This window comes from Amycolatopsis thermalba, from assembly GCF_003385215.1.
GTDB lineage: Bacteria > Actinomycetota > Actinomycetes > Mycobacteriales > Pseudonocardiaceae > Amycolatopsis_E > Amycolatopsis_E thermalba.
Genome location: NZ_PQHW01000005.1, coordinates 1 through 19,151, shown reverse-complemented (window position 1 = coordinate 19,151; position 19,151 = coordinate 1). Strand labels below are relative to the sequence as shown.

The 19,151-nt window shown below is 72.8% G+C and carries 19 protein-coding genes; 10 read left to right on the top strand and 9 right to left on the bottom strand.

Annotated elements, in window-relative coordinates:
* Nucleotides 1-3: 3 nt before the first annotated feature.
* Together D0D15_RS03505 and D0D15_RS03500 are read right to left on the bottom strand one after the other, a co-directional pair.
* Nucleotides 4-960 (bottom strand): carbohydrate ABC transporter permease, encoded by a 957-nt coding sequence (locus D0D15_RS03505; RefSeq protein WP_115944232.1) that lies wholly within the window; start codon nucleotides 958-960, stop codon nucleotides 4-6.
* A complete protein-coding gene (locus tag D0D15_RS03500; RefSeq protein WP_094005150.1) occupies nucleotides 957-1,982 on the bottom strand; it encodes a LacI family DNA-binding transcriptional regulator in 1,026 nt (341 codons plus the stop codon). The genes D0D15_RS03505 and D0D15_RS03500 overlap by 4 nt, the downstream gene beginning before the upstream one ends.
* A gap of 402 nt (nucleotides 1,983-2,384) precedes the next feature.
* Here D0D15_RS03500 and D0D15_RS03490 point away from each other — a divergent pair, with 402 nt between their 5' ends.
* The 8 genes from D0D15_RS03490 to D0D15_RS03455 all read left to right on the top strand — a co-directional run bounded on the left by D0D15_RS03490 (nucleotide 2,385) and on the right by D0D15_RS03455 (nucleotide 9,870).
* Nucleotides 2,385-3,524, top strand: a complete 1,140-nt coding sequence (locus D0D15_RS03490; RefSeq protein ID WP_233157223.1) for an endonuclease/exonuclease/phosphatase family protein — start codon at nucleotides 2,385-2,387, stop codon at nucleotides 3,522-3,524.
* A gap of 120 nt (nucleotides 3,525-3,644) precedes the next feature.
* Complete coding sequence (locus D0D15_RS03485) at nucleotides 3,645-4,409, top strand: GntR family transcriptional regulator (RefSeq protein WP_094005152.1); 765 nt, start codon at nucleotides 3,645-3,647, stop codon at nucleotides 4,407-4,409.
* A 91-nt stretch (nucleotides 4,410-4,500) separates the two neighbouring features.
* Nucleotides 4,501-5,604: a TIGR03364 family FAD-dependent oxidoreductase gene (locus D0D15_RS03480; protein ID WP_094005153.1), complete on the top strand. Its 1,104-nt coding sequence runs from the start codon at nucleotides 4,501-4,503 to the stop codon at nucleotides 5,602-5,604.
* On the top strand, nucleotides 5,601-6,284 hold the full coding sequence (locus D0D15_RS03475; RefSeq protein WP_094005154.1) for a phosphonatase-like hydrolase: 684 nt from the start codon (nucleotides 5,601-5,603) through the stop codon (nucleotides 6,282-6,284). Before D0D15_RS03480 ends, D0D15_RS03475 begins: the two co-directional genes overlap by 4 nt.
* Complete coding sequence (locus tag D0D15_RS03470) at nucleotides 6,269-7,237, top strand: 2-aminoethylphosphonate ABC transporter substrate-binding protein (protein WP_094005155.1); 969 nt, start codon at nucleotides 6,269-6,271, stop codon at nucleotides 7,235-7,237. The genes D0D15_RS03475 and D0D15_RS03470 overlap by 16 nt, the downstream gene beginning before the upstream one ends.
* Entirely contained in the window at nucleotides 7,234-8,304 is a 1,071-nt protein-coding gene (locus D0D15_RS36865) for an ABC transporter ATP-binding protein (RefSeq protein WP_233157224.1), read from the top strand. Before D0D15_RS03470 ends, D0D15_RS36865 begins: the two co-directional genes overlap by 4 nt.
* A gap of 11 nt (nucleotides 8,305-8,315) precedes the next feature.
* Nucleotides 8,316-9,095, top strand: a complete 780-nt coding sequence (locus tag D0D15_RS03460) for a 2-aminoethylphosphonate ABC transporter permease subunit (protein WP_425266771.1) — start codon at nucleotides 8,316-8,318, stop codon at nucleotides 9,093-9,095.
* Nucleotides 9,073-9,870: an ABC transporter permease gene (locus D0D15_RS03455; RefSeq protein ID WP_115944230.1), complete on the top strand. Its 798-nt coding sequence runs from the start codon at nucleotides 9,073-9,075 to the stop codon at nucleotides 9,868-9,870. Before D0D15_RS03460 ends, D0D15_RS03455 begins: the two co-directional genes overlap by 23 nt.
* A 55-nt stretch (nucleotides 9,871-9,925) precedes the next feature.
* Here the strand turns inward: D0D15_RS03455 and D0D15_RS03450 are convergent, their stop codons facing one another.
* Nucleotides 9,926-10,666 (bottom strand): GAF and ANTAR domain-containing protein, encoded by a 741-nt coding sequence (locus tag D0D15_RS03450; protein ID WP_094005158.1) that lies wholly within the window; start codon nucleotides 10,664-10,666, stop codon nucleotides 9,926-9,928.
* A 183-nt stretch (nucleotides 10,667-10,849) separates the two neighbouring features.
* Between D0D15_RS03450 and D0D15_RS03445 the strand changes: the two genes are divergently transcribed.
* Complete coding sequence (locus tag D0D15_RS03445; RefSeq protein ID WP_094005159.1) at nucleotides 10,850-11,194, top strand: STAS domain-containing protein; 345 nt, start codon at nucleotides 10,850-10,852, stop codon at nucleotides 11,192-11,194.
* 4 nt (nucleotides 11,195-11,198) lie between these two features.
* On the opposite strand, the gene D0D15_RS03440 is transcribed toward D0D15_RS03445, so the two are convergent.
* From D0D15_RS03440 to D0D15_RS03420, 5 genes are all read right to left on the bottom strand, one after another.
* Nucleotides 11,199-11,954 carry a GAF and ANTAR domain-containing protein gene (locus tag D0D15_RS03440; protein ID WP_094005160.1) on the bottom strand — a complete coding sequence of 252 codons (756 nt, stop codon included), beginning with the start codon at nucleotides 11,952-11,954 and terminating at the stop codon, nucleotides 11,199-11,201.
* A 132-nt stretch (nucleotides 11,955-12,086) separates the two neighbouring features.
* Nucleotides 12,087-13,079: an LLM class flavin-dependent oxidoreductase gene (locus D0D15_RS03435; RefSeq protein WP_094005161.1), complete on the bottom strand. Its 993-nt coding sequence runs from the start codon at nucleotides 13,077-13,079 to the stop codon at nucleotides 12,087-12,089.
* Nucleotides 13,080-13,100: 21 nt separating this feature from the next.
* Nucleotides 13,101-13,391 carry an ArsR/SmtB family transcription factor gene (locus D0D15_RS03430; RefSeq protein WP_233157226.1) on the bottom strand — a complete coding sequence of 97 codons (291 nt, stop codon included), beginning with the start codon at nucleotides 13,389-13,391 and terminating at the stop codon, nucleotides 13,101-13,103.
* 310 nt (nucleotides 13,392-13,701) lie between these two features.
* Entirely contained in the window at nucleotides 13,702-14,706 is a 1,005-nt protein-coding gene (gene fgd / locus D0D15_RS03425; RefSeq protein WP_094005163.1) for a glucose-6-phosphate dehydrogenase (coenzyme-F420), read from the bottom strand.
* Nucleotides 14,707-14,763: 57 nt separating this feature from the next.
* Nucleotides 14,764-16,458: an AMP-binding protein gene (locus D0D15_RS03420; protein ID WP_094005164.1), complete on the bottom strand. Its 1,695-nt coding sequence runs from the start codon at nucleotides 16,456-16,458 to the stop codon at nucleotides 14,764-14,766.
* A gap of 140 nt (nucleotides 16,459-16,598) precedes the next feature.
* Between D0D15_RS03420 and D0D15_RS03415 the strand changes: the two genes are divergently transcribed.
* Entirely contained in the window at nucleotides 16,599-17,921 is a 1,323-nt protein-coding gene (locus D0D15_RS03415) for an MFS transporter (RefSeq protein ID WP_094005165.1), read from the top strand.
* Between the two features lie 42 nt (nucleotides 17,922-17,963).
* Here the strand turns inward: D0D15_RS03415 and D0D15_RS03410 are convergent, their stop codons facing one another.
* Nucleotides 17,964-18,773, bottom strand: a complete 810-nt coding sequence (locus D0D15_RS03410) for a LuxR C-terminal-related transcriptional regulator (protein WP_094005166.1) — start codon at nucleotides 18,771-18,773, stop codon at nucleotides 17,964-17,966.
* Nucleotides 18,774-19,151 lie beyond the last annotated feature (378 nt).

Here is a 19,151-nt window from a genome sequence, read left to right as displayed (position 1 = left end):
TCGTCACCGCCCCCGCTCGGCGCGGTCGTCGCGGAACTGCGACCGCAGGTAGATCGCCAGCAGCAGCACGACGATGATCACGAGCACCAGGCCCATCGCCGCCGCGTAGCCGATGTTGCGGTTCTTGAACGCCTCGAGGTAGATGAAGAGCACCGGCACCATCGTCTTTCCGCCCGGCCCGCCCTCGGTGAGGACGTAGACCAGCGAGAACGAGTTGAAGTTCCAGATGAAGTTCAGCGACGTGATCGAGGTGACGATCGGCCGCAGGCTGGGCCAGGTGACCGCGGTGAACCGCCGCCACGCGCCGGCGCGGTCCACCGCCGCGGCCTCGTGCAGGTCCTGGGGGATCTGCTGCAGGCCGGCCAGCAGCGTGACGGTGGTCTGCGGCATGCCGACCCACACGCCGACGACGATCACCGCGGGCAGGGCGGTGGAGAAGTCGCCGAGCCAGTTGGTGTCGGCGGGCAGGCCGACGCTGCCGAGGAAGGCGTTGAGCGGGCCGCCGTTGGCCGAGTAGATCATCTGCCACATGATCGCGACGACGACCGGCGGCATGGCCCACGGGATGAGCGCGAGGACGCGGGTCAGGCCCTGCAGTTTCAGTCCGGAGTTGAGCAGCAGCGCCAGGCCCATCGACGCGGCCAGCTGCAGCAGGGTGACGCCGACGGTCCAAATGAGACCGATGCGCAGGCTGTCCCAGAAGAACGCGTTGCCGGCGAGCTTGGTGAAGTTGTCGATGCCGGTGAAGTCGTAGTCCGGGTCGCGCACCAGGCGGGCGTCGGTGAACGCCAGGGCCAGGCCCATCACCAGGGGCGCGACGCTGAGCACGAGGATCGGGATCAGCGACGGCATCACCAGCGCGATCGCCTCGCGGCGGCGGGAGCGGGCCATCGTGCCCTTGCCGCGCTTGCGAGGCGCCGGGGCTGGTGCGGGGGCGCGGGTGTCCGCGGCCAGGGTCATCGCCGGCCTCCCTCGGTGAGCCCGCCGGCGGCGGGAACGGTGGAACCACGCACGATCAGCTCCGGGCCGACCGTGACCTGCTGCGCGTCCTGGCCGTCGTCGTCGGCGAGGCGGAGCATGAGCTGCGCGGCGGCGCGGCCGCGCTCGGTGCTGCCGAGCGAGACGCTGGTCAGGGTCGGGTGGAAGACGCGGCCGATCTCGGTGTCGTCCATGCCGGTCACCGCGATGTCGCCGGGAACGGACAGCCCGAGTTCGCGGATGGCGTGGATGGCGCCGATGGCGAGCAGGTCGTTGGCCGCGACGATGGCGTCGAGGCGTTCCGGGGCGTTCGTGAGGAGGCGGCGCGCGGCGGTGAGGCCGGCGGCGACGGTGAAGTCCTCGGCGATCTCGGTGGGGCTGTCGGCCCGGATGGCTTCCTGGAAGCCGCGCTGGCGGGCTTGGCCGGGGGTGGTGTCGAGGGGGCCGTTGAGGAAGCCGATCCGGCGGCGGCCCAGGTCCTGCAGGTGGCGGACCGCCTGGCCGATGCCGCCCGCGGAGTCGGTGGAGACCGAGCTGATGCCGTGGGCGTCCAGGGCGCGGCCGATGACCACGACCGGGACGGCGGCCTGCTGGATCGCCTCGATCAGGCGGTCGTCGGTGCGCAGCGGGCTGATGACCATGCCGTCGACGAAGCCGCTGTTCAGGCTGCGGACCAGGTCGGTGGTCGAGGTGGAGGTGTCGCCGGTGGTCATGACCACGACGCGGTACCCGTGCGGGGCGAGGACCTCGTGGATGGCGCGCATCATCTCGACGTAGACCGGGTTGCCGATGTCGGCGACCGCGAAGGCGATCTGGAAGGTCTTCTTCATCCGCAGCGACCGGCCGATGGCGTCCGGGCTGTAGCCCAGCTCCTCCGCGGCGGCCCGGACGCGCTCGATCATGGCCGGGCTCGCGCCGGTGCCGTGCAGGGCACGGGAGGTCGAGGCCAGGGACACCCCGGCTCGTTCGGCCACCTGCAGCAGCGTGGCCCGTGTAGACGTCATTGTCGCTCCGTCGTCGTCCGTTGCCTTGGAAACGTTTCCAGTTCGTTACGCTCCGTGGTGGAAACGATTCCAAGGGGCTGCGGGGAATAGTGACACCCGCTTGGCGAGGTGTCAACACCGGGGTTTCGGAGGCTGCATCAGCCCTGGCCGGACCGGGCGGAGATGGGTGGGGACGCGAGTCCCACGCTCGGTGGCGCGAGTCCCACGGTGGGGGGCGCGAGTCCCACGCTCTGCGCCGCGAGTCCCACGCTCTGCGCCGCGAGTCCCCCGCTCGCGGGCGCGAGTTCCACGTTCACGCGCGCGAGTTCCACGTTCACGCGCGCGAGTCGTAGTCAGCCGCGGGAGTTCTGTGCCGCGGCAGGAACCTCCCGCGAACTGGCCGCCGGGCAGGGACTGAACCTGATGAGTTCGACGCTGCTCACCGAGGACACCGGGGTGCCGTTCGACGAGCTGCAGGCCGAGCAGACCGCGATCTTCCGCGCGGAGTGGGCGCGGCACGGCCACCTCCGCGAGCCGCGGGTTTCGGTGAGCCGCAGCGTCGTCCCGATCACCACCGACCCCGGCCGGGTCCACTTCGGACGGGAACGCGACAGCCAGGACCAGGTCGGCCGGCTGGACGGCGGGGTGGCTCGGTTCGGGAAGTCCTACGGCACCCGACGCCGGACGGCGTTGAAACGTTCGCCGCTCGTTCACCGCGTCCTCATGTGCCCGGTCGAAGATCGCCGGGTGCGCAGAATCGTGACGATCGTGCTGATGCTGACGGCAGTCCTGGCGGCGGCGCTGCCCGCGAACGCGAGCGAGCCGCGGCAGCGGGTGCTGTCCGTGCTGAGTTTCAACATCCACCACGCGCAGGGCACCGACGACGTGCTCGACCTCGCGCGCGTGGCCGGGGTGATCCGGGACAGCGGCGCCGACGTGGTCGGGCTGCAGGAGGTGGACCGGCACTACTCGGCGCGCAGCGACTGGGCCGACCAGGCGAGCGAGCTGGCCCGGATGCTCGGCTACCACGTGGTCTTCGGCGCGAACATCGACCGCGATCCGCCGGCCGCGGGCAGCCCGCGGATCCAGTACGGCACCGCGATCCTGTCCCGCTACCCGATCACCGCGTGGGAGAACACGTACCTGTTCCGTTCGCCGGGCCAGGAGCAGCGCGGGCTGCTGCACGCGGTGGTGGACGTGCGCGGGGTGGCGGTGCACGTGTACGACACGCACCTGGCGGCCAGCGCGCAGACCGACCGCCTGGAGCAGACGCGGCAGATCGCGGAGCTGATCGGCGACACCGCCCCGGCAGTGCTCGTGGGTGATCTGAACGCGCTCCCGGAGGCCCCGGAGATCGCCACGCTGAACGCGGCTTTCACCGACGCCTGGCCGGTGTCCGGCAAGGGCGGCGGGGCGACCTACCCGGCGGAGGCGCCGGACCGGCGGATCGACTACGTCTACGCGTCGCGCTCGGTGTCGCCGCTGGTGACGCGGGTGCTCGACGGGAACCCGGCGGCGTCGGACCACCTGCCGCTGATGAGCCGGCTACTGGTGCGGCACTGATCACCAGCGCGCCTCGGTCGAAGGCAAGCTTGTCGTGGCGGGTGGCCAGGCCGCACCTCTCGGTATGCCGCAGCACGCGGCACGGGTGCCCGCCACAACGCTGCCGTATGCTCGCGTTCCGTGTCAGGTGAGCCCGCGTCCGCCGATCGGCCCGTGCGTGCGGGCATCCCGGAGCACGGCCGCGTCCCGCGGTACTACGCGCTCAAGGTCCGGCTGCTCGAGCTGATCGCCGAGCTGGGCGAAGGCGCCGCGCTCCCCACCGAGCGCGAACTGTCCGAACGGTACGACGTCTCGCGCGCCAGCGTGCGGCAGGCCGTCGCCGATCTGGTGCTGGACGGCAGGTTGCGCCGCCGCCAGGGCAGCGGCACCTTCGTCGCGGGCCCCAAGCTGGTGCAACGCCTCGCCCTGGTCAGCTACACCGAAGGCCTGCGACAGCAGGGCGTCGACCCCGGCCGCGCGCTGATCACGCTGGAACACCTGCCCGCGGACGAGAACCTGGCCCGCGAGCTGCACATCGAGCCGGGCGCGGAGGTCGTCCACCTGGAACGGGTGCTGCTCGCCGACGGGGAACGCGTCGGCCTGGAGTCCACGTTCCTGGTCTCGGCCCGCTTCCCGGACCTGCTGGACGTCTTCGAGCCGGCCGGCTCGCTGTACGCGTGCCTGCGGGACGAACTCGGCGTCGTCTTCGCCGGCGCGGAGGAACGCGTGGAGACCGTGCTCGCCACCCCGCGGGAGGCGCTGCTGGTCGGCACCCCGCCCGGCCTGCCGATGCTGTTGCTGCACCGCGTGTCCTGGGAACCGGACGGGACGCCGTTCGAGCGGGTGCGGTCGCTGTTCCGCGGTGACCGGCTCAGCTTCGTCACCCGCCTGGGCCCGGACAGCTAGATCACGAAACGATAACTCATCCAGTCCAATCTTCATCGCGCGTTGGCTCCGAAGCCACGGACCGTTCACGACCGGCGGCGAAGGTTGCGTCGTGCGAATTCTCATCGTGGGTGGCGGGGTGCTCGGCACCCTGCACGCCTGGCAGGCCGTCCGGCGCGGCCACGACGTGGTCCAGATCGAACGGGAACGCGAGGCGCGGGGCGCGTCCGTGCGCAACTTCGGGCTGGTGTGGGTCAGCGGCCGCGCCCCGGGGATGGAGCTGGAGACGGCGCTGCGGGCGCGCCGGCTGTGGGAGGAGGTCGGCGCGCGGACACCCGGGCTCGGGTTCCGTGCGAACGGCTCCCTCACCGTGCTGCGGACCGAGGCCGAGTACGCCGTCGCCGCCGCGGCGCCGGCCGACCGCGAGTTCAAACTGCTCGACGCGACGGAGACGCGAGCGCTCAACCCCGCGCTGCGCGGCGACTTCCTGGGCGCGTTGTGGTGCCCGCAGGACGCGGCGGTCGAACCGCGCACGGCACAGCCCGCGCTGCGCGCCGCGCTCGCGACCAGCGGCCGCTACACCTGGCTGCCCGGCCGCGAGGTCCGCGCGCTGACCCGGCTCGGCGTGCTCGACGACCACGGCGACCGGCACGAGGGCGACCTGGTCCTGCTGTGCACCGGCGCCCGGCTCGGTGGCCTGGTCCGCGAGCTGGCCGCGGATCTGCCCGTGCGCCGCGTGCGGTTGCAGATGGCGCAGACCGAACCGCTGGGTGAGCCGCTCACCACGTCGGTCGCCGACGGGGACAGCTTCCGCTACTACCCGGCCTACCGCGGCGACGCGCTCACCGCCCTCAACCGCCAGCAGCCGCAGAACGAGGTCGCCGCGGCGCACGCGATGCAGCTGCTCATGGTGCAGCGCCGCGACGGCGGGCTCACCATCGGCGACACGCACGGCTACGACGAGCCGTTCCCGTTCGACGTCGAGGAGGCGCCCTACGACCACCTGAGCGCGGTCGCCGGGGCGTTGCTGGGCAGGCCGCTCCCCCGGCTCGTGCGCCGCTGGGCAGGTGTCTACGCGCAGTCCGCCGACCCGTCGGTGGTCGTCCACCGCGCCCGCGTCGCCGACAACGCCTGGCTGGTCACCGGGCCGGGCGGCCGCGGGATGACGTGCGCGCCCGCGATCGCCGAGGACACCGCGAAGGAGGCCGGGCTGTGACCCCCGAGCTGGTCGTGCTGGACATGGCCGGCACCACGGTCGCCGACGACGGGCTCGTCGAGCGGGCGTTCACCGCGGCGATCACCGCCGTCGGCGTGCCCGCGGACCGGCACCCGCCGATGCTGGACCACGTCCGGCGCACCATGGGCCAGTCGAAGATCACCGTGTTCCGCGCCCTGCTCGGGGAGGAAACCCTCGCCCAGCGGGCGAACGACGAGTTCCGCCGCGTCTACGAAGGACTCGTCCACACCGGACACTGCGTGCCGCTGCCCGGCGCGGCGGACACGATCCGCGTGCTGCGGGCGGCCGGGGTCAAGGTCGCGCTCACCACCGGGTTCGCCGCCGGCACCCAGCACGCGATCCTGGACGCGCTGGGCTGGCAGGACCTCGCCGACCTCGCGCTCGCCCCGGGCCCCGGCGTGCGTGGCCGCCCGTTCCCCGATCTCGTGCTGACCGCCGCACTGCGCCTGGAGGTCACCGACATGCGCGCGGTGGCCGTCGCGGGCGACACCCCGTCCGACATCCGCACCGCGCTGCGCTCCGGCGCGCCGGTGGCCGCCGGGGTGCTGACCGGTGCCGGGACCGCCGCCGACCTGCGCGCGGCCGGCGCCACCCACGTCCTGGACTCCGTCTCCGATCTCCCCACCGCGTTAGGAGTGCTCCCGTGCGAAGGAAACTGAGCGTCGCGCTCGCCGCCGTGCTGATGGCCGTGCTGTCCGCCTGTGGCGGCACGGCGGGCGGCAACGGCACCGACGTCGTCACCCTCTACACCGCCGACGGCCTGGAGGACTGGTACGCCCAGCGGTTCGGCGAGTTCACGGCCCGGACGGGCATCACCGTCCAGGTCGTCACCGCCGGCTCCGGCGAGGTCACCTCGCGCGTGGAGAAGGAGCGGGCCAACCCGCAGGCCGACGTCCTGGTGACGCTGCCGCCGTTCATCCAGCGGGCCGCGTCGCAGAACCTGCTGACCGGCTCCGGCTACGCGCCGATGATCAACAACTACCTGTGCTTCATCGCCACCGCGGGGCAGCCGGCGCCGCGGACCTGGGACGACCTGCTCGACCCGAAGTACCGGGGCAAGCTGCAGTACTCCACCCCCGGCGAGGCGGGCGACGGCACCGCGGTGCTGCTCCAGCTGCAGCACGTCTTCGGCAAGCAGGGCGCGCTGGACTACCTGGCGAGGTTGCAGGCCAACAACGTCGGCCCGTCGTCGTCGACCGGGAAGCTGCAGCCCAAGGTCGCCAAGGGCGAGCTGCTGGTGGCCAACGGCGACGTGCAGATGAACCTCGCCGAGATCGAGGCGAGCGGCGGGTTCGAGGTGTTCTTCCCGGCCGACGCGACCGGCACCCGGTCCACGTTCGCGCTGCCCTACTACGCCGGCCAGGTCGCGGGAGGGCCGCACCCGGACAACGCGCGCAAGCTGGTGGACTTCCTGTTCTCGCCCCAGGTGCAGGCGACCGCCGTGGACGCCTACGGGCTGCCCGGCCGGCCGGACGTCGCGGTGAGCGGACCCAAGGCCGACCGGATCAAGGCGGTGCTGCAGGGCGTGGAGATCTGGCAGCCGGACTGGAACGCGGTGCTGGCCGGCCTGGACGCCGACCTGAACGCCTACCGGAAGGCCGTCGGGCGGTGACACCCGCGATCGAGCTGCGTGGCATGTCCGTCCACTACGGACGCACCTGCGCGTTGTCCGAAGTGGACCTGACGGTCGGGCGGGGCGAGACGCTGGCGTTGCTGGGCCCGTCCGGCTCGGGCAAGTCCACCGCGCTGAAAGCGATCGCCGGGTTCGTCCGGCCGAGCGCGGGCCGGGTGCTGCTCGACGGCGCGGACATCACCGATCTGCCCCCGTCGCGCCGCGGCCTCGGTGTCGTGGTGCAGAACTACGCCCTGTTCCCGCACCTGCGGGTGGCCGACAACGTCGCGTTCGGACTGCGGGCGCGGCGCCTGCCCCGCGCCGAGGTCCGCGAGCGGGTGCGGGAGACGCTGGAGCTGGTCGGCATGGCCGGTTACGCCCGGCGCTACCCGCGGGAGCTGTCCGGCGGCCAGCAGCAGCGGGTGGCGATCGCCCGCGCGCTCGCGATCCGGCCGCCGGTGCTGCTGCTGGACGAGCCGCTGTCCGCGCTCGACGCGGCGCTGCGCGAGGACATGGTCGCCGAGCTGCTGCGGCTGCGGGCGGAGCTGCCGGACACCACGTTGATCCGCGTCACGCACGACCAGGGTGAGGCGCTCGCGCTGGCCGACCGGATCGCCGTGATGCGGGACGCGAAGCTGGTCGAGGCCGGGCCGTCGGGCCGGCTCTACCACCGGCCGTCGCGCGAGTTCACCGCGAGCTTCCTCGGCGCGGCCAACCTGATCCCGGTCGAACTCGTGCGCCACGACGGCGACGACCTGGTCACCGTGCGGCTCGGCGGGCGCGAGCTGCCCGCCGGACCGGTCACCGGTGTCCCCGGCGGTGCGGTCGCGCTCGGGGTGCGGCCGCACCGGCTCGGCGTGCACGCGCCGGGCCGCGAACTGTTCCCCGCGACCTTGAAGGGTGTGCAATGGCGTGGCAGTGGCTTCCGGCTCGATCTCGACCTGGAGCTGACGTCGGGGTCCTGTCCGGTCCGCGCGGAGGTCGCGACGGTGGACGGGCTGCCCGGCGTCGGGCAGCGGGTCGGGGTGTCCATTCCGGACGGTTGCCCGGTCGTCCCGCTCGGGTAGCGGCCTGGCTGGTGCCGCCGCTGCTCGTGGTGGTGGCGTTCTTCGGCTATCCGCTGGCCCTGGTGGTCCGCCAATCGCTGACCGCCGAGGACGGCGGTGCCGCGTTCGCGGTGTGGCTGGAGGTGCTCGGGTCGGCCGAGTTCCTCCGCGCCGCGTGGCGGACGGTGGCGATCGCGCTGGGCACCACGGCAGGCTGCGTGCTGCTGGGCACGTTCCTGGCGCTGGTGATCGCGTTCGTGCCGTTCCCGGGCGCCCGGGCGCTGTCCCGGCTCGCCGACACCATGCTGGCGTTCCCGTCGTTCCTCATCGCGTTGTCGCTGACGTTCCTCTACGGCAGCGCGGGGATCTTCCCCGGCGCCGGGTTCCTGTACTCGCCGTGGGGCGTGCTGCTGGCCGAGATCACGTTCTACACGCCGTTCGTGCTGCGGCCGGCGCTCGCGGCGTTCGGGCAGATCCCGGCGGCGCAGCTGAACGTGGCGGCGAGCCTGGGCGCCGGCCCGTGGCGGGTGCTGCGGCAGGTCGTGCTGCCCGGGGCGCTGCCCGGGCTCGCGTCCGGCGCGTGCCTGACGATGCTGCTGGCGATGAACGAGTTCGGCATCGTGCTGTTCATCGGCGCCAAGGACGTGACCACGCTGCCCGTTCTCGTCTACACCAAGGGAATCGTGACGTTCGACTACCCGGCGGCGTGCGTCGTGGCGGTGGTGAACGTGGTGTTCTCGCTGCTGCTCTACCGCGCTCACCGGTGGGCGCTGTCGAAGGGAGACCGCCGTGCTGCTGTGGACGCGGGGTAGCCGGATCGCCGTGCGCGTGGTGTTCGCGGTGCTGTTCACCGTCGTGGTGGCGGCGCCGCTGGTGATGATCGTGCTCGCGGCGGTCGCGGGCTCGTGGACCGGGGTACTGCCGGGCGCGTTCACCGCGGCGCACCTCGGCGAGGCGCTGTCCGGGGAGAACCTGGCGAGCCTGTCGGTGAGCGTGCAGACCGGGCTGATCGCCTCCGCCGGGTCGGTGCTGCTGGGCACGTGGGCCGCGCTGGCCGCCGCGTCCGCACCGCCCCGGCTGCGGCGGCTGGCCGACACGCTGTTCCACCTGCCGATCGCGGTGCCGTCGGTGGTGGTCGTGCTGTCGCTGCTGGTCGCGTTCAGCCGGCCGCCGGTGCTGCTCAACGGGACGCGGTGGATCGTGCTGCTCGGGCACCTGCTGATCGTGCTGCCGTTCACCTACAGCACGGTGTCGGCCGCGTGCCGCCGGGCGGATCCGCAGCTCGCGCTGGTGGCGGAGAGCCTCGGCGCCGGCCCGGTCCGGGTCCTGCTGCGGGTGCGCCTGCCGTTGCTGCTGCCGTCGATGGCGGCCTCGGCGAGCCTGGCGCTGGCGATGTCACTGGGCGAGCTGGGCGCGACGATGATGCTGTACCCACCGGACTGGCAGACGCTGCCGACGCGGATCTTCGCGCTCGCCGACCGCGGGCACGTGTTCCTGGCCGCGGCGGGCACGGTGGTCCTGCTGGGCACGACGCTGGCCGGGGCTCTGCTGACCGGCCTGGCCCGCGGGCGGGCCGCGGAGCGGTGATCCGCGGCGCCGGCTCCCGCAAGGTGTTGGGACGAGGAGGGAGGCCGGCGGGCCGTCAGCGCGCGTGCAGCACGTCGGCCAGCCGGCCGGCGTGGTGAGCCGCCACGAGGGCGGCCGCCACGTCGCGCAACTTCACGTTCCGCTGCTGCGACATCCGCTTCAACGCGGCCAGCGCCTCGTCCGCGGACTGGTCGTCGTGGCGCATCAGGAGGCCCTGGGCCTGCGCGATCACCGTCCGGGTGCGCAGGGCGGTCTGCACGTGCCCCAGCAGGCGGATGTTGTCGTGGTAGAGCGCGCTGTTGTCGAACGCCACCCCCGCGTGCAGGGTGAACAGCAGCGCGAGGTCGTGCGAGCCATCGCCGAAGCGGCCGGGCTCGGTGGACAGCACGCTGAACGCGGCCCCGGACTCCGTGCCGGGCAGCGGCAGCGTCAGCGCGCTGCCGAACCCGTGCCGCCGCAGGTGCCCGCCGTAGGCGGGCCAGCGCCGGTCGGTCGCCGTGTCGTCCAGGCGCCGGGGCTCGCGGTAGGTCAGCGCCTCGGTGACCGGGTCCGGCCCGGACCCGTCGGTCGGCGGCTCCGGCAACGGCTTCCCGGCGGCCGCCAGCACCTCGGCGGTGCCCACGTCGGTGCGCGCCGTGATGGTCGCGCGGTCACAGCCGGGCAGCAGCGCGACGGCCCGGGCGACGTAGCGGGACAGGGTCGCGCTCACGTCGTCGTCATCGACGAGCCTGCCGATCTCGGCCAGCTCCTGCGCGATCGAGAGCACCTCGGGCGCGGACAGGACCGTTTCGCTCATGACAACCTCGTCTCCTCCGCGCGGCCCACCGCCCGCGCCGGGCAAGCCTAGCCGGGCGATGGGGTAAGGTCGGCCAGGTCACGGTTATACAAGCAGCTGTGGCTCGCCATGTCCCGCCCGCGGTGCGCGTCGTCCGCGTCCCGCCCTGTTCTTCGCGAGCCGACGAGCTTGCCAGGAGGTCCCGTGACGAACCTGAAAGTGGAGTGGGCCTACCGCCCGGACGCCCTCGTCGTGACCGTGACGGGTGAAATCGACGCCGGCACCGTCATCCATCTGCGTGATGGTCTGGACGCGGCCCGGGCGGGCGCGCCGGTGCCCCCGCCGCGCGCCGTGGTGCTCGACCTCCAGCAGGTCGGCTTCCTCGACTCGGGCGGGCTCGCGCTGCTGGTCGAGGTGTCCCGCGAGTGCGCGGCCGCCGGGCAGGACCTGACCCTGGTCGCCACGAACCGCGGGGTGCTGCGGCCGCTGGAACTGACCGGCCTGGACCGGGTCTTCACCATCACCGGCGCGGTTCCCCCGACGGCCTGAGCGCTCAGTTCGGCAGGCTGTCGTCCGGGTCCACCTCGTGGCCGGAGTGCTCGGCGACGAACCGCGCCGAAATGGTGTGCAGCTTGACGTTCTCCCGCTGCGACTGACCCACCAGGAGCTGGAAGGCGTCGTCGGCGCTGATCCGCCTGGCCGCCATCAGGATGCCCTTGGCCTGCTCGATGACCCCGCGCGTGCGCATGGCCGTGCGCAGCTGCCGCACCTGCTCCTGGGTGCGCAGCGCGCGCCGGGACAGGCGCAGCACCGTGTCGACCACCGTCGCGTACAGCTCCAGGTACTTCTGGTCGACGTCGCGGAACCCGTGCTCGCCGAACCCGAACAGGTTGATCGCGCCCATCGCCTCGTCGCGCACCTGCAGCGGCGAAGCCAGGTAGCTCGCCACCCCGTCCCCGGCGGCGACCGCGGAGAAGCGCGGCCACAACTGACGCGCCGTGCTCACCTCGACCCGGACCACCTGGCCGGTGCGCGCCGCGCGCAGGCACGGGCCGTCGTCCTCGGCGTACTGGGCCTCGTCGATCCGCGCGGCGCGGTCGTCGGTCGCGGCGACCGACCGCGCGCCGGACCCGTCGAGCACCGTGATCGAAGCCATGTCGGCCCCGGGCACCACCCGGACGACCTGCTCGCAGACCACACGCAGCAGCGCGTCGAAGTCGTCCGTGTTCCCGACCGTGCCGGCCAGTTCCTCGAGAGCACGGGTCACCTCGTCGAGGTGCTCGAGCTGGCCTGCCGCACCGTCGCTCATCCTGGTCGCGTCCTTCCCTACCACCTGCGGATACGGGGCGAGCGACCAGTGATGACAGCACCGGGCCCGCACCCGGTCGCTGTCTGCTCAACAACCCGGCCGATATTACCCGGCGGCCGGAGGGGCGGACCGCTAGGCGACCGCGGTCATGGCGTTCGCCGTCAGTTCGATCGAACGGACCCGGTCCGCGACGTCGTGCGCGTGGTGCGCCAGGATCAGCTCGTCGGCCTGGGCGTCGGCCGCGAAGTCCGCCAGGTAGGCCCGCACCTCGGCCGGGGTGCCGACCGCGGTGTAGCGCGTCATCCCCGCCAGGCCGCGGCCGCGCGGCGACGCCAGGAACGCGTCGATCTCGGCGTCGGTGAAGTTGGCGCCCGCGCGGCCCTGCGACAGCATCGCGCGGGTGCGCGCCCGGTAGGCCACCGTCCGCTGGGCCTCGGCCTCGTCGTGGTCCTCCGCCGCGAACACGTTCGCCCCGGCGATCACGTACGGCTCGGCCAGCTGCTCCGACGGCTGGAACCGCTCGCGGTACAGCGCGACGGCCTGGTGCAGCGAGTCCGGCGCGAAGTGCGACGCGAACGCGTACGGCAACCCGAGTTGTGCGGCCAGCTGCGCCCCGAACAGCGACGAGCCCAGGATGTAGAGCGGCACGACGCCCTCGGGCCGCGGCACCGACCGCACGCCCTGCACGGCCTTGCCGCTCAGGTAGGCCTGCAGCTCCAGCACGTCCTGCGGGAACGAATCGGCCGACATCGGATCGCGCCGCAGCGCCACCATCGTCTGCTGGTCGCTGCCCGGCGCGCGGCCGAGCCCGAGGTCGATGCGGTCGGGGAACAGCGTCCCCAGGGTGCCGAACTGCTCGGCGATCACCAGCGGCGAGTGGTTGGGCAGCATGATGCCGCCCGCGCCGAGGCGGATCGTCGAGGTGTGCTCGGCGACGTGCCCGATCAGCACGCTGGTCGCGCTGGAGGCGATGGACGCCATGTTGTGGTGCTCGGCGTACCAGACCCGCCGGTAGCCGCTGCGCTCGGCCGCCTGGGCCAGCGCCACGCTGGCCGCGAAGCTCTCGCGCGCGGTCTGGCCGGGCGCGATCGGCGCGAGGTCCAGGACGGACAGGACTGGGGACATGACGGGCTCACCTTTTCCGGGTCACAGGTCGCGGTGCAGGCGCTCGGTGAAGGCGCGGATGCGGTCCTCGTCGCGCCGGTAGTACGTCCACTGGCCCTGCCGCGTGGCCAGCAGGAAACCGGCGCGCTGCAGGATGGCCAGGTGCGCCGAGACGGTCGACGCCGAGGTCCCGGCCTTCTGCTGGATCAGCCCGACGCACACCCCCGGCCCGGCCGGTTCCCCGGCCGCCGGGAAGTGCGCCGCCGGGTCCTTGAGCCACTCCAGGATGCGCAGCCGCGTCTCGTTCGCCAGGGCCTTGCACTCAGGGAGCACCCGCACCGTCCTTCGACATTTCGCTAATTCCCGAAATTACTCTCGCCGGAGGAGGGCCCGCACCATGACGCCGCTCACGGACACGGGGCCCGCGGGCGACGGGGTGGCGGGCAACCAGCGGATGGCCCAGGCGGGCGTCCCGGGTGCGCGGCGCCGCTCACGAGCAGGCAGCCCGCGAGCGGCGGGTGCCTCCAGCCCAAGAGCACGCGGCCTCAGCGGCGAACCGCGGCAAGAACCGCCCCGGCAGGACCGGCCGGTCGCCCGAGTGCGGCGCCGCTCACGGACACGTGGCCCGTGAGCGGCGAACGCCTCAGCCCAGGGCGCGCAGCCGCGGCAGCACGTCCTCCGCGAACTGCGACAGGAACCGCTCCTGGTCGTGGCCCGGGCCGTGGAACACGAGGTGGTTCAGGCCCGCGTCCAGGTACGGCTTGATCTGCGCGACCGCCTCGTCCGGGTCCGACGCCACGATCCACCGCTTGGCGACCTGCTCGATCGGCAGCTCGTCGGCCAGCCGCTCCATCTCCTCCGCCGAGGACACCGAGTGCTTCTGCTCCGGGGTCAGCGACAGCGGCGCCCAGAACCGGGTGTTCTCCAGCGCCTTCTCCGGATCCCGGTCGTAGGACATCTTGATCTCGATCATCTTGTCGATGCCCGCGACGTCCCGCTCCGCCGCCGCGGCGCCCTCGGCCACCGCGGGCATCAGCTTGTCGGTGTAGAGCTCCATGCCCTTGCCCGACGTGCAGATGAACCCGTCCCCGGCGCGGCCCGCGTACTTCGCCACCACCGGGCCACCCGCGGCCACGTACACCGGCACCGGCTGCTCCGGCCGGTCGTAGATCTTGGCGTCGACCAGCGTGTAGTACTCACCCTCGAACGCCACGTTGTCGCTCGTCCACAGCTCGCGCATCAGCTTGATCGCCTCACGCAGCCGCGCGAACCGCTCCTTGAACTCCGGCCACTCCCGGCCCGACACGGCGATCTCGTTCAGCGCCTCGCCCGTGCCCACGCCGAGGACGACCCGGCCGCCGGACAGCAACGACATCGTCGCGAACGCCTGCGCGATCACCGCCGGGTTGTACCGGAACGTCGGGGTCAGCACGCTCGTCCCGATCTGCACCCGGCTGGTCCGCTCCGCCACCGCCGACATCCACGACAACGCGAACGGCGCGTGCCCGCCCTCGTGCCGCCACGGCAGGAAGTGGTCGGACACCATCACCGAGTCCAGGCCCAGCTCCTCGGCCCGCACGGCGTACTCGACCAGATCCCGCGGACCGAACTGCTCCGCCGAGGCCTTGTAGCCGACTTTCAGACCCACGTTCGTCCTCCCTCACTGGTTGCTCACCTCCAACCTACTGCGCGAGGGAGGCGGGCCTCAGGCCCGCAGGTCCGGGAACTGGTCGTCGCGCCACTCGGCGGGGCTGCCGGTGCCCAGCTCGTCCTCACGGGACCGCAGCTCGACGCGCCGGATCTTGCCCGAGATCGTCTTCGGCAGCTCGAAGAACTCGATCCGCCGCACCCGCTGCCAGGGCGCCAGGTTCTCCCGGGCGTGCCGCAGGATCGACAGCGCCGTCTCCTTCGTCGGCTCGTGGCCGGGCGCGAGCGCGATGTAGGCCTTCGGCACGGCCAGCCGCACCGGGTCCGGCGCGGGCACCACCGCGGCCTCGGCCACGGCCGGGTGCTCGATCAGGACCGACTCCAGCTCGAACGGGCTGATCTTGTAGTCGCTGGCCTTGAACACGTCGTCGGTGCGCCCGATGTAGGTGATGTAGCCCTCGTCGTCGATCGTGGCCACGTCACCGGTGTGGTAGAAGCCGCCGGCCATGGCCTCGGCGTTGCGCTCGGGGTCGCCCCGGTAGCCGGTCATCAGGTTCACCGGCTTGCGTGACAGGTCCAGGCAGATCTCGCCCTCGCCGGGACCGTCCAGCGGCCGCCCGCTCGCCGGGTCGACCAGCACGACCGGCACGCCGGGCAGGGCGCGGCCCATCGACCCGGCCTTGACCGCCGACCCCGGCGTGTTGCCGACCTGCGCGGTGGTCTCGGTCTGCCCGAACCCGTCCCGGATCGTCAGGCCCCAGGCGCGCTGGACCTGCCCGATCACCTCCGGGTTGAGCGGTTCACCCGCCCCGATGACCTCGCGCAGCGCGGCCGGGCGCTCGCCGAGGTCGGCGTTGATCAGCATCCGCCACACCGTCGGCGGCGCGCAGAACGAGCTGACCCGCCGCGTCCGCAGCTGCTCCAGCAACGCGACCGCGTCGAAGCGGCGGTAGTTGTAGACGAAGATCGTCGCCTCGGCGATCCACGGCGCGAAGAAGCACGACCACGCGTGCTTGGCCCAGCCGGGCGAGGAGATGTTGAGGTGCACGTCGCCCGGCCGCAGCCCGAGGAAGTACATCGTGGACAGATGACCGACCGGGTAGGACACCTGGGTGTGCTCCACCAGCTTCGGCCGGGACGTGGTGCCCGAGGTGAAGTACAGCAGCAGCGGGTCGGCCGGCGCGGTCCCGGGGTGCCCGGCCGGGGTGTGCGGCAGGTCCGCGGCGGCGAGCAGATCGGCCCAGCCGTCCGCCTCGCCCACGCTGATCCGGGTGTAGTCGCCGGGCACGTCGGCGAACTTGCCGGTGTCGGCGGTGTTGGCGATGACGAACTTCGCGCCGCTGCGGGCGAGCCGGTCGGTCAGGTCGGCGGGGCCGACGGCGCTGGTGGTCGGCAGGATCACCGCGCCCAGCTTCATGATCGCCAGCATCGACTCCCACAGCTCGACCTGGTTGCCGAGCATCAGCAGCACCGGATCGCCGCGGCGCACGCCCCGCTCCCGCAGCCAGGCGGCCAGCCGGTCGGAGGCCCGCGACATCTCCGCGAAGGACCGTTCCGTGGTGGACCCGTCCTCCTCGGCGATCACCAGCGCGGGGCGGTCGTTGTCCCGGGCGATCGCGTCGAACCAGTCCACCGCCCAGTTGAACCGCTCCCCCAGCTCGGGCCAGCGGAACTCGGCCACGGCGCGGGCGTGGTCGGTACGCAGCGCCACCAACTGGTCCCTGCTCGCACGGTAGGCATCGGTCGCGTTCACCGCTTGGTGTCCTTTCGCTCGGGCTGCCCGACATCATGCCGCCGGCCCCCGCCGGGGCGATACCCACGGATGGGGGTAGCGCCCGGTTTGTCCATACCGGACCATTCCTGCCCATCAGACCTCAACGACGAGGAGAACCCGTGTCGAGCCAGACCCCGGCGGTCCCGATGCGCAAGGTGGCCGTGGCCAGTTGCGTCGGGACGACCATCGAGTACTACGACTTCTTCATCTACGGCACCGCCGCCGCGCTGGTGTTCCCGAAGGTGTTCTTCCCCGCGCTGGGCGCCACGGCCGGGACCGTGGCCTCGTTCGCCACGTTCGCCGTCGCGTTCATCGCCCGGCCGGTCGGCGCGATCCTCTTCGGACACTACGGCGACCGGATCGGCCGCAAGCGCACGCTGATCTCCACGCTGCTGCTGATGGGCATCGCCACGGTCCTCATCGGACTGCTGCCCGGCGCGGCGACGATCGGGGTGGCCGCGCCGATCATCCTGGTCGTGCTGCGGTTCGCGCAGGGGCTCGCGGTCGGCGGCGAATGGGCCGGGGCGACCCTGCTGACGGCGGAGTACGCGCCGCCGGCCAAACGGGGCCTGTACGCGGTGTTCCCGCAGCTCGGCCCGGCGATCGCGTTCGCGCTGTCCAGCGGCACGTTCCTGGTGACCAACCTGGTGATGGGCGACGCGGACGCCGCGTTCCTGGACTACGGGTGGCGGGTGCCGTTCCTGGTCAGCATCCTGCTGGTGGCCGTCGGTTTCTACGTGCGGATGAGCATCGCCGAGACGCCGGCCTTCGTCGCCGCCGGTGGCACCGCCGACCTGGACCGGCCGAAGCGGCTGCCGTTCCTGGAGGCGATCCGCAAGCAGCCGCGGGAGATCCTGCTGTCCGCCGGTTCGCTGACGATGCTGTTCGCGTTCTTCTACATGGGCACGACGTACCTGACCAGTTACGGCACGAAGACCGGGCTGACGCGGCCGGTGGTGCTGGGCATCGGCATCGCGGCGGCGGTCGTGTTCGGGATCGTCATCGTGGTGGCCGGGGTGCTGTCGGACCGGCTCGGCAGGCGGCGGGTCATCGTGTACTCCTCGGCGCTGGGCGTGGCGTGGTCGCTGGTGCTGTTCCCGTTGCTGGACACCGGCAGCCCGGTCGCGTTCGGCATCGGCGTGGTGGGCACGTTGATGATCTTCGCGGTGGCGTACGGGCCGGCCGGCTCGTTCCTGCCGGAGCTGTTCCAGACCCGCTTCCGCTACACCGGCGCCGGGCTGGGCTACAACCTGGCGGGTGTGCTGGGCGGCGCGATCCCGCCGCTGGTGGCGCCCAACCTGACCGCGAGCTTCGGCAGCATCGCCGTCGGCGTGATGCTCGCGGTGACCGGGCTGATCTCGCTGGTGTCCACGCTGGCGCTCAAGGAGACCCGCGGCACCGTGATGACCGCCGAGCAGGCCGGCGAACCGACCGCGGTCTAGGCCTGAGGAAGCCGGTGGCGCCGCGTGGCGCCACCGGCTCGCTCACGGCAGCAGCATCAGCCGGCGCGCCTTGACGACGGCCTCGTGCCGGGTGTGGGCGTCCAGCTTGCGCATGACCGAACCCAGGTAGGCCTTCACCGTCTCCCGCGACAGCGACAGCCGCTCGGCGACCTCGCCGTTGGTGAAGCCCAGGGCGACCTGGGCGAGCACGTCGGTCTCCCGGGTGGACAGCCGCACCTTCGGTCCCGGGGCGGGCCTGCCCTCGCCGAGGTCGACGAGCCGTTGCGCGGCCGCGTAGATCCGGCGGCGTGCTTCCGGGTCGGGCAGGGCCCCGGCGATGGCCCGCAGCTCGGAGTGCACCGAGCGCAGCTCCTCGCGGGTGGCTCCCGGGGACAGCGAGTCCAGGCGGGCGGTCAGCTCGTCGCGTTCGCTCAGCTCGCGGGCCAGCCGCCTGCCGGACTCCATGAGGGCGTCCCGGACGCGGTCGCCGAACGTCACCGGCCGCCGCACCGCCCCGTACAGCACGCCGCGGCAGCGGCCACCGCTGCGCACGGGCACGGCGATGATCGACGCCAGCCCCTCGGCGAGCACCGGGCGGTCGTAGTCGTGGGTGATGGTGCGGGCGCTGCCGTAGTCGCTCACGGAGATCGGGTGGCCCTGCATCAGCACGCGGCCGCCCAGTCCGGCGCCCGGCAGGACGTCCAGGTTGTGCAGCGCGGTCGTGCGGGTCCCGACGAAGCCGGACAACCGCAGCCGCCCGTCGATCACCTCGCCGCCGAACACCACGGGCAACCCGGCCGCGCGGGCGGCTCCCGCCAACTCCTCATGCAGCACCGAGCGGGCGTCAGACATCGGCGTCCGTCCTCCTCGCACCACACCATCGTCGGTCGCACCACGGTACCCGCGGGACCAGGGCAAGTCGACTCCCCGGCGTGGCCGCTACCCCCGTCCGGGGGTAGCGCACGGCGTTCAAGGGATGTCCCGGGCCGGCGGGGGCTGACGCCGCTGGCCGCACCCCGACCACCCCACCGCACCGGGGCGCAGACTCAGCCCAGCCCGGCCGCCAGGGCCCGACCCGGGTACCGGAGACGGTGAACACCCGACCACCGTCCGAGCCCACCGGACGAGCCGGCCCCAGCCCAGCCCGGCCGCAGGGCCCGACCCGGAACCGGCCACCGTGGACCCCCACACCCGACCGCCGCCCGAGCCCACCAGACGCGCCGACCCCCC

What these genes read in the sequence shown, in the direction of transcription:
- D0D15_RS03505 (WP_115944232.1), bottom strand. Translation starts at nt 960, where the DNA reads ATGACCCTGGCCGCGGACACCCGCGCCCCCGCACCAGCCCCGGCGCCT.
- D0D15_RS03500 (WP_094005150.1), bottom strand. Translation starts at nt 1,982, where the DNA reads ATGACGTCTACACGGGCCACGCTGCTGCAGGTGGCCGAACGAGCCGGG.
- D0D15_RS03490 (WP_233157223.1), top strand. Translation starts at nt 2,385, where the DNA reads ATGAGTTCGACGCTGCTCACCGAGGACACCGGGGTGCCGTTCGACGAG.
- D0D15_RS03450 (WP_094005158.1), bottom strand. Translation starts at nt 10,666, where the DNA reads ATGAGCGAAACGGTCCTGTCCGCGCCCGAGGTGCTCTCGATCGCGCAG.
- D0D15_RS03440 (WP_094005160.1), bottom strand. Translation starts at nt 11,954, where the DNA reads ATGAGCGACGGTGCGGCAGGCCAGCTCGAGCACCTCGACGAGGTGACC.
- D0D15_RS03435 (WP_094005161.1), bottom strand. Translation starts at nt 13,079, where the DNA reads ATGTCCCCAGTCCTGTCCGTCCTGGACCTCGCGCCGATCGCGCCCGGC.
- D0D15_RS03410 (WP_094005166.1), bottom strand. Translation starts at nt 18,773, where the DNA reads ATGTCTGACGCCCGCTCGGTGCTGCATGAGGAGTTGGCGGGAGCCGCC.